Here is a 14,651-nt window from a genome sequence, read left to right as displayed (position 1 = left end):
CGCGCTGGCCGGGGACGGCGTGGCGCGCGGCGAGCCGGTGCGGGTTCGGCTGCGCGGCGTGGGCAGTCTCGATGGCGTGGTGGCGCGCTGTGGCGGCGGGCGCATCGGGATCGCCCTTGATGGCGCCGACAGCCCAGCCCGCGACCGGCTGATCGTGCGGCTGTTCACCGGCGGCCGGAACAGCAGCAGCCATCATGTGCCGCTGTGGCAGGCCACCCGCGCACTGCTCGCCCGTATCCTCACGGCCGATCTCAGCCTGCCCGGGTTGCCGGCCGCCGCTCCGAACAGGCCGGCGCTGGACGAGACGCGGCTGGAGAGACGCAGCCTGGCGCTGCCGCCGGCGCGCGGCGCCGCGGTCGATCAGGCTGCGGCGATGCCGCGCGGGCACGCAGACAGTGTGGCGGCCTGAGCCGGGCCTGCTAGGGTGTCGCCATGTTCCGCACCCTGTGGCTTCTGATCGGGCTGACCAGCCTCGCCCTCGGCATTGCCGGCGTGGTGCTGCCGCTGCTGCCGACAACGCCGTTCGTGCTGCTCGCCGCCTATTGCTTTGCCCGATCGTCTCCGCGTCTGCACGACTGGCTGCTGGCCAACCGCACCTTCGGGCCACTGATCACCAACTGGGAGAAGCACCGCGCCATCGCGCCGCGCGCCAAGCTGCTGGCCGTGCTGTCGATGGCGGCGGTGTTCGGCATTTCCTTCCTGGTCGGCGCGCCGACCCGCGTCATCATCATCCAGGCCGTGATCCTGCCGGCCACCTGCCTGTTCATCCTGACGCGGCCCAACGGCCCGCGCAAACCTATCGCGTGAGCCCGGTCCAGTAACCGGCGAAGGCCCACAGGTCGGCCGCCTCGGCGATGATCTTGTCGGTGGGCTTGCCGCTGCCATGGCCGGCGCGCGTCTCGATGCGAATGAGGTGCGGCCTGTCGCCGATCGATGCGGCCTGCAGGGCGGCGGCATATTTGAAGCTGTGGCCCGGCACCACGCGGTCATCGGTGTCGGCCGTGGTGACGAGGATGGCGGGGTAGTCCTTGCCGCCGCTGATGTTGTGATAGGGGCTGTAGGCGAGATTGGTGCGGAACATCTCAGGGACGTTCATGTCGCCATAATCATCGACCCAATAGCGGCCGGCGCCCCAGTTGGCATAGCGCAGCATGTCCATCACGCCGACCGCCGGCAACGCCGCGGCGAACAGGTCGGGCCGCTGGTTGGTGACGGCGCCCACCAGAAGGCCACCGTTGGAGCCGCCCTGGATGGCGAGCTGCGCCGGCGTCGTCAGGCCCCGGGCGATGAGGGCTTCGCCGGCAGCGATGAAATCATCGAACACATTCTGCTTCTTCAGCAGGCGGCCGGCGTCGTGCCAGGCCTCGCCATATTCGCCGCCGCCCCGGATGTTGGGCAGCACGAAGATGCCGCCCATCTCCATCCACACCAGCCGCGCCACGCTGAAGGCCGGCGTTTCGCTGATGTTGAAGCCGCCATAGCCATAGAGCAGCGTGGGGTGCGGCCGCGCGAGGTCAAGATCCTTGCGGTGCGCCACGAACGCCGGGACCCTTGTGCCATCCTTGGACGTGTAGAAGATCTGGCTGACCACGAAATCCGCCGGGTCGAACGCCACCTTGGGCTCGCGCACCAGCGTCGCCCGGCCCGTAGCGGTGTCCAGCCGCCAGATCGAGGTCGGCGTCGCGAAGCTGGCGAAGGCGAAATGGGTGATGCCGTCGTCCGACGTCTCGAAGCCGCCGGTGCTGCCGATGCCGGGCAGGGCCACCACCCCGGCCGGCGCGCCATCGAGGGCGTGGAGGCGGACGACGGATTTTGCGTCCTCCAGCGTCTGCGCCACCAGCCGGTCTCCCACCAGCGACGCGGCCTCCAGCGTGGCAGCGGTTTCGGCGACAATCTCGGTTTCTGCCCCGGTGATGGCGTGCTTGGCGATGATGCGGCCCCGCGGCGCGCCCTTGGTGGTGCGGAAATAGAGCATGTCGCCGCGGCTGCCGGCCAGCTGCCAGTCATACTCAAGGCCCTTCATCAGCGGGCGCGGCGCCTCCCCGCTGGCAATGTCGGCCACCCGCACCTCATAGCGGCTGTCGGTGCCTTCGGAGGTGGTGATCACCAGCCAGCGGCCATCCTCGGTCACCTCGGCGGTGTGGCCGCGCTTGGGATGCTCGGGCGTCTCGAACACCAGCACATCGGCCGCTTGCGGCGTGCCAAGCCGGTGGAACCAGACTGCCTGGTTGAGGCTGACGCCCAGAAACTTCGGCCCATCCTGCGCCGGGAAGCGCGAATAATAGAAGCCCGAGCCATCCTTCTTCCAGGCCAGCGCGCTGAACTTCACCCACTCGATCGTGTCGGGCAGGTCGCCACCGCTGGCGACCTCGCGCACCTTAAGAGTGCGCCAGTCGGTGCCGCCATCCTGCACGGCATAGAGGAGGTGACGGCCATCGGGCGACGGCTCCCACTCGGCCAGCGCGGTGGCGCCGTCGGCCGCCCATGGGTTGGGATCGATCAGCACGCGCGGCTCCGCTCCCGGGGCCTGGACATGGAGCACCGACTGGTTCTGCAAGCCGCTGTTGCGGGTGAAGAAGCTGGTGCCGCCCTTCACGCGCGGCACCCCGAAGCGTTCATAATCGAACAGCTGGGTGAGGCGCCGGCGGATGGCTTCGCGTCGCGGCAGCGTGGCAAGATAGGCATCGGTCACCCGGTTCTGCGCCACCACCCAATCGGCCACGCGTCCATCGGTGCGGACATCCGCTTCCAGCCAGCGATAGGGATCAGGCACGCTGAGGCCGTGGCGGGCCTCAACCTCGGGGCCGGCGGCGGTCGGCGGATAAGCAAACGGGGCCGACACAGAAGGGGCAGCAATCATCAGCAGCAAACTCGCGACAAGCAGGCGCACGGGTAGAAGGCTCCCGAAACAACAACGGCGCGCACCTTGCCAAGGTGCGCGCCGCTTTGCCAGCCGCGACGTGATCAGGCGGCAAATTGCTCCGCAACGGCACGCGGATCGGCAAACCAGCCGGCCGCAATCTGGCGCGAGAAGGCGTCAGGGAAAATCTCCGCCTCGCCCGCTTCGACTCCTGCCAGGATGGCACCCGCGACCTCGGCGGGGCTGGTCTTGGGCAGATCGATGCCGGCGGCCATGGCGGTATCGACCGGGCCGGGGAACACGGCATGGACCGACACGCCGTCTGACGCCAGCGTGGCGCGCAGTGAGCCGGTGAGCGAAGCGGCGGCGGCCTTGCTGGCGCTGTAGCCGGCCAGGCCCGGCATCGGCGCCCAGGCCACCACCGACAGGATGTTGACGATGGCGCCTTGGCTGCGCCGCAGGGCCGGCAGAAGCGCCAGCGCCAGCCGGAGCGGGGCCAGCGCATTGACCGCCAGCTGCCGTTCAACCGCCTCGGCACCGGCAGCGAACAGGTCGCCGCCCTCCAGCGCGCCGGCATTGTTGATGAGCAGGCCGACATCGCCAGCGGCCGCGGCGGCGGCGGCGATGGCGGCGCCGTCGGTGACATCGAGCGCCAGCGGCACCACGCGCGGATTAGGGTGCCTGATGGCGCTGCGCGCGGCCGCGTAGACCTTGGCAGCGCCAGCGGCGAGCAGCGCTTCGACAACCGCTGCGCCGATGCCGCGGTTGGCGCCAGTCACGAAGGCGATGCAGTTGTGGATCTTCATGCGGCGGCTCCTGCGGCAAGCGGGTTCTGGGGCAGCCAGAGGTTCGCCGCCGGCGCGCGAGGCGTTACAGCGCGCCGCCTTACATGATCATATAAAGCAATCTTTATGCTTGCCCGTCAGGCCATCGCCGCCTAGGGGAGGCGGCAGACACGTCCCCCGTAGAGGAACCCGTATCATGGCCCATGATTATGCCATCGCCGATCTCGGCCTCGCCGAATTCGGCCGCCGCGAGATTGCCATTGCCGAAACCGAGATGCCCGGCCTGATGGCGCTGCGCGCTGAGTTTGGCGCGGCCAAGCCGCTGAAGGGCGCGCGCATCACCGGCAGTCTGCACATGACGATCCAGACGGCTGTGCTGATCGAGACGCTGGTCGATCTCGGCGCCGACGTGCGCTGGGCCACCTGCAACATCTTTTCCACACAGGATCACGCCGCCGCCGCCATCGCCGCGCGGGGCATCCCCGTTTATGCCATCAAAGGCGAGAGCCTGGCCGCCTATTGGGACTATGTCGGCCGCATCTTCGACTGGGGTGACATCACCGCCAACATCATCCTCGATGATGGCGGGGACGCCACCATGTTCGCGCTGTGGGGCGCCCGGCTCGAAGCCGGCGAGACCATGGGCGAGCCGGAGAACGAGGAAGAGGTCGAGTTCCAGCGCGCGCTGAAGGCATTCGTGAAGGCCCGCCCGGGCTATCTCACCGAAACCGTGAAGAACCTGAAGGGCGTTTCGGAAGAGACCACCACCGGTGTCCATCGCCTGTATGAACTGGCCAAGCAGGGTCGGCTGCCGTTCCCGGCGATCAACGTCAACGACAGCGTGACCAAGTCGAAGTTCGACAATCTCTATGGCTGCAAGGAATCGCTGGTCGATGCCATCCGCCGCGCCACGGACGTGATGCTTGCCGGCAAGGTCGCCTGCGTTGCCGGCTTCGGCGATGTCGGCAAGGGCAGCGCCCACTCCTTGCGCAACGGCGGCGCCCGCGTGATGGTCACCGAGATCGATCCCATCTGCGCCCTGCAGGCCGCAATGGAAGGCTTCGAGGTCGTCACCATGGAAGACGCGGTGAAGCGCGCCGACATCTTCGTGACCGCCACCGGCAACATGGACGTGATCACCGCCGAGCACATGAAGGCGATGAAGCCCAACAGCATCGTGTGCAACATCGGCCACTTCGACAGCGAGATCCAGATTTCCGCCCTGTCCAACTACAAGTGGACCGAAGTGAAGCCGGGCACCGACATCGTGGAATTCCCGGACGGCAACCAGATCATCGTGCTGGCCAAGGGCCGCCTGGTGAACCTGGGCTGCGCCACCGGCCACCCCAGCTTCGTGATGTCGGCCAGCTTCACCAACCAGGTGCTGGCCCAGATCGAGCTGTGGACCAAGTCCGAGCAGTACGAGAACAAGGTCTATGTGCTGCCCAAGCATCTCGACGAGAAGGTGGCCCGCCTGCACCTGGACAAGCTGGGCGTAAAGCTGACCACGCTCAATCCCAAGCAGGCCGCCTATATCGGCGTCGAAAGCAGCGGCCCGTTCAAGCCGGATCATTATCGCTATTGATCCGGCCGGCGGCGTGGGGTCGCACGCCGATTGACCATTGCCGACGCTGCCAGCATTCCACGGGCGCAATGCTGGCAGCGTCGGAGCCCTGTTCATGAAATCCTCCCTTTCCGCTGCCGCGCTGTTGGCCGCCCTGCCCGCCGCTGCACAGGAGGCACCCCCGGCGCCGCTCACGTCCGCCGGGAACCGCGCCGGCGAGAACGCCGTGCGCCAGGCCGGAGATGCGTTCGGCACCGTCATCGGCCGCGAGGAGATCGGCATCTACGACGACAGCGACGTGCGCGGTTTCTCGCCGCGCGTCGCTGGCAATGTCCGCATCGCCGGGCTGTATTTCGATCCGGTCTTCTTCCCGTCGGACCGGATCAGCGGCTCCACCGTGATCAGGGTGGGGCCGACCCAGCTCGGCTCGCCCTTCCCCAGTCCCACCGGCGTCGTTGACCTGGGCCTGCGCGTGCCCGGCGACAAGGCCGGCGCCAGTATCCTTGCCAACGTGGACAGCTGGGGCACCCGCATGATCGAGGCGGATATCGCCCTGCCCGTCAGCGACGCGTTCAGCCTGGGCCTGGGCGGCCAGATCAACCTTGAGCACATGGGCGACGGCACCCGCGACTATTATTACGAGGGCGCCGCCATTGCGCGCTGGCGGCCGGCGCCGGGCATCGAGATCGTGCCCTTCATCAGCCTTGCCTACACCCCCTTCCACGAAGCCGCGACCATCTATGTGCCGGACGGCGACGTGCTGCCGCCCCGGCTGCCGCGCAATTTCTGGAATGGCCCGGCCTGGCAGCGCACCCGCGAGACGGAGCTGAACGCCGGCGCCGTGGCCGATGCCGACCTGGGCGGCGGCTGGGGCCTGAAGGCGGGCCTGTTCCGATCCTCGATCAAGTATTTCGAGGATTATACCAATCTGCTCACCGATGTGCAGGCCGATGGTTCGGCGCGCGCCCAGGTGATTGTCGATCCGCCGCTGCTGTTCGGTTCGACAAGCGGCGAAGTGCGGCTGACCCGGGCCTGGCTGGACGGGGAGCGCACCCACCGGCTGCACCTCGCCTTCCGTGGCCGCGATGCCCAGCGGCGCTTTGGTGGCGCCCCGGTGGTCGATCTGGGGCCAACCACGCTGGACCGACGCATCACGACCCCGCAGCCGCAGGTGACGTTTGGCGCGCAGGAACGCGACGCCTTCCGGCAATGGACGCTGGCCGCCGGCTATGAGGGCAAGTGGGACGGCGTGGGCGAACTGTCGCTGGGCCTCCAGCGCACGGATTATTTCAAGCGCATCGGCCTGCCTGGTGTGGTGCCGGTGACAACGCGCACACAGCCGCTGCTGTTCAATGCCAATGCCGCCGTGGTGATCACCTCAAGGCTGGCGGCCTATGGCGGCTATGTCACTGGTCTGGAGGAATCGGGCGTTGCCCCCGAACAGGCGGCCAACCGCAACGAGGCGCTGCCGGCCATCCGCACCCGCCAGTTCGATGCCGGCCTGCGCTGGAATCCGGCTGGCGAGCTGCGGCTGGTGATTGGCCTGTTCGAGATCGCCAAGCCCTATTTCAACCTCGATGCCGCAAACCGGTTCCGGCAACTGGGCGACGTGCGCAACCGCGGGCTGGAAGCCTCGTTCAGCGGTCCGATCACACGGCACTTCAGCGTGGTGGCCGGCGCGGTGCTGCTCGATCCGCGCGTCACGGCGGATGTGCCCGGCGTGGGCCGCCGCCCGGTCGGCGCGATCAAGGAAACCTACACGATCAGCGGCGACTGGCGGCCACCATGGCTGCCCGGCGTGTCGTTCGACGCCAGCGCCTATCACATCAGCAGCCAGACCGCGACCGTCTCCAACCGGGTCGCCATTCCGGCGCTGACCTTTGTCGACCTGGGCGGACGCTATCGCTTCAGGCTGGCCGGCGCCGCGGCAACCCTGCGCGTGCAGGTGGAGAACCTGCTCGACCAACAGGGTTATGAGCTGTTCGGCGCCGGCGCCTATCGCCCGGTGTGGGGCCGCGCCGGCCGGGCCTATCTGACCGTCGACCTGTGACCGTCGATTTGTGACGGGCCGGCGGCACCGCAGCGCATTTGCACTGGACTTGGTCGTTTCCGCTGGCCATGGAGCAGGCCATGACAGGGGGACAGTGTAACACGGCCGCGGCACGGCTGGCGGCGGCCATGCTGGCGGTATTTGCCGTGCCAGCAGCGGCTCAGCAGGTGCCGCCCAACGACAGTTTGCCGCTGCCGGCAGAGCCTGCGCCTGGGGACGAGCCGGACATGACGCCGCCGGATGCGCCGGTCGCCGCCACTGGCAGCCGATCGGCGGAGAATGCCGTCCGCCAGGCCGGCGATGCCTTTGGCACCTCGATCGGCCGGGAAGTGTCGGGCCTCTACAACCGGGACCGGGTGCGCGGCTTCTCGCCCGTGGCAGCCGGCAACGTGCGCATCGACGGCCTCTATTTCGACCCGGTGGTCACCCCGTCCAGCCGGCTGGTGCGCGCCACTGTCATCCGCGTCGGCCCGTCGGCGTTGGGCAGCCCGTTCCCGGCCCCCACCGGCATTGTTGATCTGGGCCTGCGCCGCCCCGGCGACGAGGCGGCCGCCAGCGTGCTCATCGGTTACAACAGCTGGAACACGCCGACCGCCGAGTTCGACGCCAGCCTGCCGGTGACCGACACGCTCAGCATCGGCGTCGGCGCCGGCATGGTGCTGGAAAACGGCTTCAACAAGACCCGCGATCACAGCTTTGAAGGCGCCTTCATCGCGCAGTGGAAGCCGTCGGCCAGCTTCAGCCTGCTGCCCTTCATCAACGTGCGCGAAACGCTGATCGACGATCACGGCCCCAACAGCATCCCCACTGGTGATTTCCTGCCGCCGCGCCTCCCGCGCCGCCAGTTCTTCGGCCCCTGGTGGGCGCGCGGTGGCGACACCGAGCTGATCGGCGGCGTGCTGACCGATTGGACGGTGGCCGAAGGCTGGCTGTTGCGCGTTGGCCTGTTCCGGTCGCAGCGCCGCGTCACCGGCCAGTTCGCCAACGTGGTGCGCATGAGCGATCCCGAGGGCAATGGCGAACAGCGCATCACCGGCGATCCGGCGCTGTTCTTCGGCTCCACCAGCGGCGAGGTGCGGCTGACCCGCCAGATCATGGACGGGCCGCGCCGCCACCAGATCCATGTCGCGCTGCGCGGCCGCAAGGCCTATCGCCGGTTCGGCGGCTCAGACGTGATCAACCTCGGCCCTGTCAACATCTTCGAACGCGCGCCCGATTTGCCGCTGCCGGAACGCAACTTCGGCCCGCAGCAGGATGACGATGTGCAGCAATGGACCGGTGGCATCGCCTATGAGGGCCGCTGGGACGGGGTGGGTGAACTGTCGGTGGGTGTGCAAGGCACCGATTACAAGAAGCGCATCGGCTTCCCCGGTGCGCTCAATGCCATCGATGCCCGGCCCATCCTCTACAATGTCACCGCCGCCGTGGTGCTGACCGACCGCATCAGCCTTTATGGCGGCGCGGTCACCGGCCTCGAGGAATCGGGTGTTGCCCCCAACGTCGCCGCCAACCGCAACGAGGCGCTGCCGGCGATCCAGACCCGCCAGTATGATGCCGGTGTGCGGCTGGCGCTGGGCGGCGAGATGCGGATGGTGGCCGGCCTGTTCCAGGTGTCAAAGCCCTATTTCAACCTCGACGTGAACAACCGCTTCGACGTGCTGGGCGAGGTGATCAACCGCGGCTTCGAAGCCTCCATCGCCGGGCCGATCACGCCGGAACTGTCGCTGGTGGCCGGCGCCAGCCTGCTGTGGCCGCGCGTCACCGGCGATGCCGTCACCCGCGGCCTGGTGGGCCGCAAGCCGGTGGGCGCGATCGGCGAGCGCTTCGAGGTTTCGGCCGACTGGCGGCCCGACTTTGCCCCCGGCCTGTCGTTCGACATGCGCCTCTCCTACCGCTCGCCGGAGGTGGCAACGGTCAACAACCTGGTCTATGTGCCCACCCGCACGCTGATTGATCTGGGTGGCCGTTACCGCTTCAAGCTGGCCGGCAATGATGCGGTGCTGCGCGTGCAGACCACCAACCTCAACAACCAGCAAGGCTATGAACTGCGCAGCGCCGGCGCCTACACGGTGCTGCCCGGCCGCGTCACCCAGGCCTATCTCACCGTCGACTTCTGAAATCGCAGCATGGTTTGGCCTCTGTGCTTGCAGTCTGCCGCCAAAGCGGCGAACGCAGGGGGCATGAAGGGCCAGATCGTCATTGCGGCCACAGCGCTGCTGCTGGCTCCGGTTGCCGCCGTCGCGCAGACGCAGCCCAACGACAGCACGCCGCCGCCGCCTGCCACGCCGCCTACCGACGAGCCGGACCTGTCTGCCCCACCCGCCCAACCTGAGTCCGCCGTGGCCGCCACCGGCAGCCGCTCGGCGGAAAATGCGGTGCGCCAGGTTGGCGATGCCTTTGGCAGCACCATCGGCCGGGAGGTGATCGGCATCTACAACCAGATGAACGTGCGCGGCTTCTCGCCGATCGCAGCCGGCAATGTGCGCATCGACGGCCTCTATTTCGATCCGGTGGTGCCGCCCAGCACGCGCCTCAGTCGTACAACCACCATCCGCGTTGGCCTGTCGGCGCTGGGCAGTCCCTTCCCGGCGCCCACCGGCCTTGTCGATTTCGGGTTCCGCCGGCCCGGCGACACGGCGGCGGGCAGCCTGCTGCTGGCGACCGACGACTGGGGCACCGTCAACGCCGAAGTGGATGCGGTGCTGCCGGTCGATGAGCGGCTCAGCCTTGGCCTCGGTGCCTCACTGCGGCTGGAGAACGGCCCTGACAAGACACGGGACAACAATGCTGGCGGCACGCTGATCGCGCGCTGGACCCCGTCGCCCGGCCTCACCCTGGTGCCCTTCGTCAGCGTGGTGCGCCAATGGCTGGACGATCACCGCCTCAGCTTCCAGACAGCGACGGAGTATCTGCCGCCGCTGCTGCCGCGTCGCCAGCGCTTCGGGCCGGAATGGGTGAACGGCCAGGGTCTCGACATCAACACCGGTGTGCTGGCTGACTGGAGTTTTGCGCCGCAATGGCAGCTGCGCGCCGGCCTGTTCCGGTCAACGCGCCTGCGTGACCGCCAGATGACCAACCTGGTGCGCGGCCTCCAGCCTGATCGCACCGGCACCCAGCGGGTGATCGTCGATCCGCGCCTCAACTTCGCCGCGGTCAGCGGGGAGGTGCGCCTCACCCGCCAGATCGACGACGGTCCGCGCCGGCACCTGATCCACGTCGCGGTGCGCGGGCGCAGCGGGGATCGCCGCTTTGGCGGGTCGGACATATTGGAGCTGGGCCCGGTCCAGATCGATACGCCGTCCGAAGTGCCGGAACCGGTGTTCAATTTCAGCCCGCAGCAGTTCGACGACGTGAAGCAGGTGACGGGCGGGATCGGCTACGAAGGCCGCTGGCTGGGGGTGGGCGAGCTGGCCGCCGGCCTGCAATGGACCGATTACAAGAAGCGCATCGATCTGCCAGCCAGCAATGGCACGGTGGGCGGCGTGCAGGCCACTGACGACAAGTTGCTGCTGTACAACATCACCGTGGCCGCCAACATCACGTCGCGGCTGGTCGTTTATGCCGGCACGGTGAATGGCCTGGAGGAAAGCGGTGTCGCGCCGGGCAATGCCGCCAACCGCAACGAGGCGCTGCCGGCCATCCGCACCCGCCAGATCGACGCCGGCCTGCGGTTGGCGCTGACCGACCAGATCAAGCTGGTGGCTGGCGTGTTCGACATTTCGAAGCCCTATTTCAACCTCGACGCCAACAACCGCTTCGACGTGCTGGGCGAAGTGGTCAACCGCGGCGTCGAAGCCTCTGTCGCCGGGCCGCTGACCCCAACGCTCAGCATCGTGGCCGGTGGCGTGTGGCTGTGGCCGAAGGTGACCGTGCCCGCCACGGCGGCGGGCAGCATCGGCGAGCGCCCGGTGGGCGCCATTGGCCAGCGGTTCGAGTTCAGTGCCGACTGGCGGCCGCCGTTCGCAGCGGGCCTGTCGTTCGACACCCGCATCGCCTATCGCAGCAGCGAGACCGCGACCGTGAGCAACAGGGTCGCCATTCCGGCCCGCACAATTGTCGACCTGGGTGGCCGCTATCGCTTCAAGCTGGCTGGCAACAATGCGCTCTTGCGCCTGCAGGTGACCAATTTGTTCGATGAACAGGGTTACGATCTGCGCGGCGCCGGCGCCTATGGCCCCATTCCCGGCAGGCTGGTGCAGGCCTATGTCACCCTCGATTTCTGAGCTGCACCTGGCCAGCGCGGCCGACACGGCAAAGATTGCCGCCGCACTCGCCGCCGTGCTGAGGCCTGCTGATGTCATCGCGCTGTCGGGCGATCTGGGGGCCGGCAAGTCCACCCTGGCGCGCTTCCTGCTGCAGGCGCTGGGCTGGGCAGGCGATGTGCCGTCGCCCACCTTCACCCTGGTGCAGCCCTATGAAGCGCTGCCGGTGCCGGTCTGGCATGTTGATCTCTACCGGCTGCAACACCCGGCCGAAGCCGATGCGCTGGGCCTGTTCGAAACCGATGCGGCGCTGCTGATCGAATGGCCGGAGCGGCTGGGCAACCGCCTGCCGGCCGATGCGCTGCGGTTGCGGCTGGAGGGCAGCGGCGATGCGCCCCGGCGCTTGACTTGGCACGCGCCGCCGGCTTGGGAAGGCCGGTGGCCTCCTCCCTTTCCGCAATGATTCCGCCGCCCGGCACCGGTGCCTTCCTGAATGCCCATGGCTGGGGCGGGGCCGCCGTGCGCCCGCTGGCCGGCGATGCCAGTTTCCGCCGCTATTTCCGGGTGGAGTTGGCAGGTCGCACCGCCGTGCTGATGGACGCGCCGCCCGACAAGGAGGACAGTGGACCCTTCCTCGCCATCGGCCGCCACCTCGATGCGCTGGGCTTTTCAGCCCCGCAGCCGCTGGCCACCGATCTGGCGCAGGGCCTGATCCTGCTGGAGGATTTTGGCGATGCGCGGGTGAACCCGGTTCTGGCCGCTGATCCACGGGCGGAGGAGGATATTTATGCCGCCGCCGTCGACCTGCTCGCCGAACTCCACCGGTATCCGCCGACTGACGTGCCGCCCTACAACGAAGCGGAACTGCTGCGCGAGGCGCGGCTGTTTCCGGACTGGTATCTGCCGGCCGTGGGCGTGGCCGAAGCCCCCGGCTATGACGCGGCCTGGGCGCCGCTGTGGCCGGCGCTGTTCACCCATCCACCGGTTCTGGTGCTGCGCGACTATCATGCCGACAATCTGATGCTGCTAGATCGCCCCGGCCTCAGGCGGCTGGGCCTCCTCGACTATCAGGACGCGCTCGCCGGCCACCCGGCCTATGATCTGGCCAGCCTGTTGCAGGACATTAGGCGGGTTGTCTCGCCGACGCTGGAAGCGGCGATGATCGACCGCTACATCGCCCTCCGCCCCGAACTGGACGCGGCCGCCTTCCGCACCGCCTATGCGATCCTCGCGGCACAGCGGAACATCAAGATCCTGGGCGTCTTCACCCGGCTCTATGTGCGCGACGGCAAGCCTTCCTACCCGGCCTTCCACCCACGCCTGTGGGAGCTGGTGAACGCCAATCTCGCACATCCGGCGCTGGCCCCGGTGAAGGCCTGGTTCGATGCGCATGTGCCGGCCAGTGCCCGACGCGGCGTCGAGGTTGCCTGATGGGCCGCATCCGCCCGCCCCTCACCCTGAAGCCGCGCATAGACTGCGTGTTGCCGGCCAGCGCCATGGTGATGGCCGCTGGGCTGGGCAAGCGCATGCGGCCACTCACCGCCACCCGCCCCAAGCCGCTGATCGAGGTGGCGGGCCGCAGTCTGCTGGACCGCGCGCTGGACAGTGTGGCCGCCGCCGGGGTGAGCCACGCCGTGGTCAACGCCCATTATTTCGCCGACCAGATCGAGGCGGCGGTGAAGGCTCGGGCGACCCCCGCCCGCATCGACGTGTCCGACGAGCGCGCGCGGCTGCTGGAAACCGGCGGCGGCATCGTCAAGGCGCTGCCGCTGCTTCAGGGGGACAGTTTCTTCACGATCAATGCCGACAACATGTGGATCGACGGCCCGGCCGACACGCTGCGCCTGCTGGCCAGCCGTTGGGACGCCGGCGCCATGGATGCCCTGCTCCTGCTCGTGCCGCTGGCCCGCGCCCATGGCTATGACGGGCGCGGCGATTTCCACATGGACGGGCTGGGTCAGCTCAGCCCGCGCGCCGGGTTGAAGATGGCGCCGTTCGTCTATTCCGGTGTGCAGATCATCAGCCGCGCCCTGTTCGAGGGCGAACCGGAAGAGCCCTTCACCATGTGGCGCGCCTGGCACAAGGCGCTCGCGAGCGGCCGCATGTTCGGCATCAGCCACCCCGGCCTCTGGTTCCATGTCGGCACGCCGGCCAGCATCGGACAGACCGAGGCCTTGCTGCTGCACATGTGACAAGGAATTTGATGATTTTGGCGGCACATGACAGTATGTTGGCTGGAATCGGCCTCGGTGGGAGCAGGCACGCGGGTTAGACGTGCGTCATCGGGCGTTGTCTTTTGGGGGTCAGGATCAACGCCAGGTTCGGTGGCACTATCATGCTGCGCGAACAAATGCGTGGCATTACCGGGGTGGCTGGCAGCAGCCGGAAATGAGGAAGGGGCTCACATGAAACGATTGGTGATCATTGCAGCGCTGGCATCCACGGCGCTGGCAGCGCCGGGCGCTGCGCGGGACAAGAAATGGTATATCGGCCTCGAGGCTGGCGCCACCTTCCCGCGCAACGTCGATTTCAACCGGGTCAGCGATGCGGCGAATGCCCCAGCTGCCAACCGGTACAACACCGCCTTTTCCGATCCGCGCACCGGCTATGACATCGGCGGCGTGCTGGGTTACGACTTCGGCCCCTTCCGGCTTGAGGCCGAGGCCAGCTACCGCCGTGCGGCGCTCAACCGCTTTGTGCGCACGCTCTCCAGCACCACCGGCGCGCCGGTCGTGGAAGACTATTCGCGCACCAATGGCCGGCTGCTCGATGGCAACACCGCTGCGCTCAGCTTCATGGCCAACGGCCTCATTGACATCGGCAAGGATGACGGCGTCCAGTTCTTCGCGGGCGGCGGTGCCGGTATCGCGCAGATCAACCACACGGTGAGCTTCAACGCCCCCAGCGCGACCGCCTTCTTTGGCCAGAGCGACTGGCGCTTTGCCTGGCAGGGCCTTGCCGGCCTGCGCTTCCCGGTCAGCAAGATGGTCGATCTCGGCGTGAAGTATCGCTACTTCCAGGTCGACAATGGCAAGATCGATGACCGGCAATTCAGGTCCACCTATGAATACGACTTCCGGTCGCATTCGGTGCTGGCAACGGTGACGTTCAACCTGGGCCGCGATCCGGAGCCGCCGGCTCCGCCGCCCCCGCCTCCCCCGCCGCCTCCCCCGCCTCCCCCGCCGCCGCC

The 14,651-nt window shown here is 68.1% G+C and carries 11 protein-coding genes and 1 pseudogene; 10 read left to right on the top strand and 2 right to left on the bottom strand.

All coding sequences use genetic code 11. The features are described from left to right. Positions 1–409 (top strand): annotated as a pseudogene (locus GJV64_RS04440) (hypothetical protein); the annotation flags it as partial. 23 nt (positions 410–432) lie between these two features. Next, positions 433–807: a YbaN family protein gene (locus GJV64_RS04435; RefSeq protein ID WP_164156072.1), complete on the top strand. Its 375-nt coding sequence runs from the start codon at positions 433–435 to the stop codon at positions 805–807. Here the strand turns inward: GJV64_RS04435 and GJV64_RS04430 are convergent. Both GJV64_RS04430 and GJV64_RS04425 read right to left on the bottom strand, forming a co-directional pair. After that, positions 797–2,890: a prolyl oligopeptidase family serine peptidase gene (locus GJV64_RS04430; RefSeq protein ID WP_164156071.1), complete on the bottom strand. Its 2,094-nt coding sequence runs from the start codon at positions 2,888–2,890 to the stop codon at positions 797–799. The genes GJV64_RS04435 and GJV64_RS04430 overlap by 11 nt on opposite strands. A 74-nt stretch (positions 2,891–2,964) precedes the next feature. After that, the gene (locus GJV64_RS04425) at positions 2,965–3,666 is read right to left on the bottom strand and encodes an SDR family NAD(P)-dependent oxidoreductase (RefSeq protein ID WP_164156070.1); all 702 of its coding nucleotides are present in this window, start codon (positions 3,664–3,666) and stop codon (positions 2,965–2,967) included. 175 nt (positions 3,667–3,841) lie between these two features. Here GJV64_RS04425 and ahcY point away from each other — a divergent pair, with 175 nt between their 5' ends. The 8 genes from ahcY to GJV64_RS04385 form a co-directional block, all read left to right on the top strand. Further along, the gene (gene ahcY / locus GJV64_RS04420) at positions 3,842–5,230 is read left to right on the top strand and encodes an adenosylhomocysteinase (protein WP_164156069.1); all 1,389 of its coding nucleotides are present in this window, start codon (positions 3,842–3,844) and stop codon (positions 5,228–5,230) included. Positions 5,231–5,324: 94 nt separating this feature from the next. After that, positions 5,325–7,259, top strand: coding sequence for a TonB-dependent receptor domain-containing protein (locus tag GJV64_RS04415; RefSeq protein ID WP_164156068.1), 1,935 nt, complete (start codon positions 5,325–5,327; stop codon positions 7,257–7,259). Positions 7,260–7,339: 80 nt separating this feature from the next. Beyond that, a complete protein-coding gene (locus tag GJV64_RS04410; protein WP_235927594.1) occupies positions 7,340–9,376 on the top strand; it encodes a TonB-dependent receptor in 2,037 nt (678 codons plus the stop codon). A gap of 63 nt (positions 9,377–9,439) precedes the next feature. Further along, positions 9,440–11,482 carry a TonB-dependent receptor domain-containing protein gene (locus tag GJV64_RS04405; protein WP_164156067.1) on the top strand — a complete coding sequence of 681 codons (2,043 nt, stop codon included), beginning with the start codon at positions 9,440–9,442 and terminating at the stop codon, positions 11,480–11,482. Then, on the top strand, positions 11,463–11,924 hold the full coding sequence (tsaE, locus tag GJV64_RS04400; RefSeq protein ID WP_164156066.1) for a tRNA (adenosine(37)-N6)-threonylcarbamoyltransferase complex ATPase subunit type 1 TsaE: 462 nt from the start codon (positions 11,463–11,465) through the stop codon (positions 11,922–11,924). Before GJV64_RS04405 ends, tsaE begins: the two co-directional genes overlap by 20 nt. Further along, complete coding sequence (locus GJV64_RS04395; RefSeq protein ID WP_164156073.1) at positions 11,921–12,892, top strand: aminoglycoside phosphotransferase family protein; 972 nt, start codon at positions 11,921–11,923, stop codon at positions 12,890–12,892. Before tsaE ends, GJV64_RS04395 begins: the two co-directional genes overlap by 4 nt. Then, positions 12,892–13,653, top strand: a complete 762-nt coding sequence (locus GJV64_RS04390; RefSeq protein WP_164156065.1) for a nucleotidyltransferase family protein — start codon at positions 12,892–12,894, stop codon at positions 13,651–13,653. The genes GJV64_RS04395 and GJV64_RS04390 overlap by 1 nt, the downstream gene beginning before the upstream one ends. Before the next feature lie 213 nt (positions 13,654–13,866). Next, positions 13,867–14,651 (top strand): outer membrane protein (locus GJV64_RS04385; RefSeq protein WP_164156064.1); only part of this gene is annotated, 785 nt, incomplete at its 3' end.

Origin of the sequence: Sandarakinorhabdus rubra, assembly GCF_010994245.1 — a bacterium.
GTDB classification, from domain to species: Bacteria; Pseudomonadota; Alphaproteobacteria; order Sphingomonadales; family Sphingomonadaceae; genus Sandarakinorhabdus; species Sandarakinorhabdus rubra.
The sequence above is the reverse complement of the archived record's forward strand: the minus strand, read 5'-3'. Positions and strand labels throughout refer to the sequence as shown.

What these genes read in the sequence shown, in the direction of transcription:
- GJV64_RS04390 (WP_164156065.1), top strand. Translation starts at nt 12,892, where the DNA reads ATGGGCCGCATCCGCCCGCCCCTCACCCTGAAGCCGCGCATAGACTGC.
- tsaE (WP_164156066.1), top strand. Translation starts at nt 11,463, where the DNA reads ATGTCACCCTCGATTTCTGAGCTGCACCTGGCCAGCGCGGCCGACACG.
- GJV64_RS04410 (WP_235927594.1), top strand. Translation starts at nt 7,340, where the DNA reads ATGACAGGGGGACAGTGTAACACGGCCGCGGCACGGCTGGCGGCGGCC.
- GJV64_RS04405 (WP_164156067.1), top strand. Translation starts at nt 9,440, where the DNA reads ATGAAGGGCCAGATCGTCATTGCGGCCACAGCGCTGCTGCTGGCTCCG.
- GJV64_RS04415 (WP_164156068.1), top strand. Translation starts at nt 5,325, where the DNA reads ATGAAATCCTCCCTTTCCGCTGCCGCGCTGTTGGCCGCCCTGCCCGCC.
- ahcY (WP_164156069.1), top strand. Translation starts at nt 3,842, where the DNA reads ATGGCCCATGATTATGCCATCGCCGATCTCGGCCTCGCCGAATTCGGC.
- GJV64_RS04435 (WP_164156072.1), top strand. Translation starts at nt 433, where the DNA reads ATGTTCCGCACCCTGTGGCTTCTGATCGGGCTGACCAGCCTCGCCCTC.
- GJV64_RS04425 (WP_164156070.1), bottom strand. Translation starts at nt 3,666, where the DNA reads ATGAAGATCCACAACTGCATCGCCTTCGTGACTGGCGCCAACCGCGGC.
- GJV64_RS04395 (WP_164156073.1), top strand. Translation starts at nt 11,921, where the DNA reads ATGATTCCGCCGCCCGGCACCGGTGCCTTCCTGAATGCCCATGGCTGG.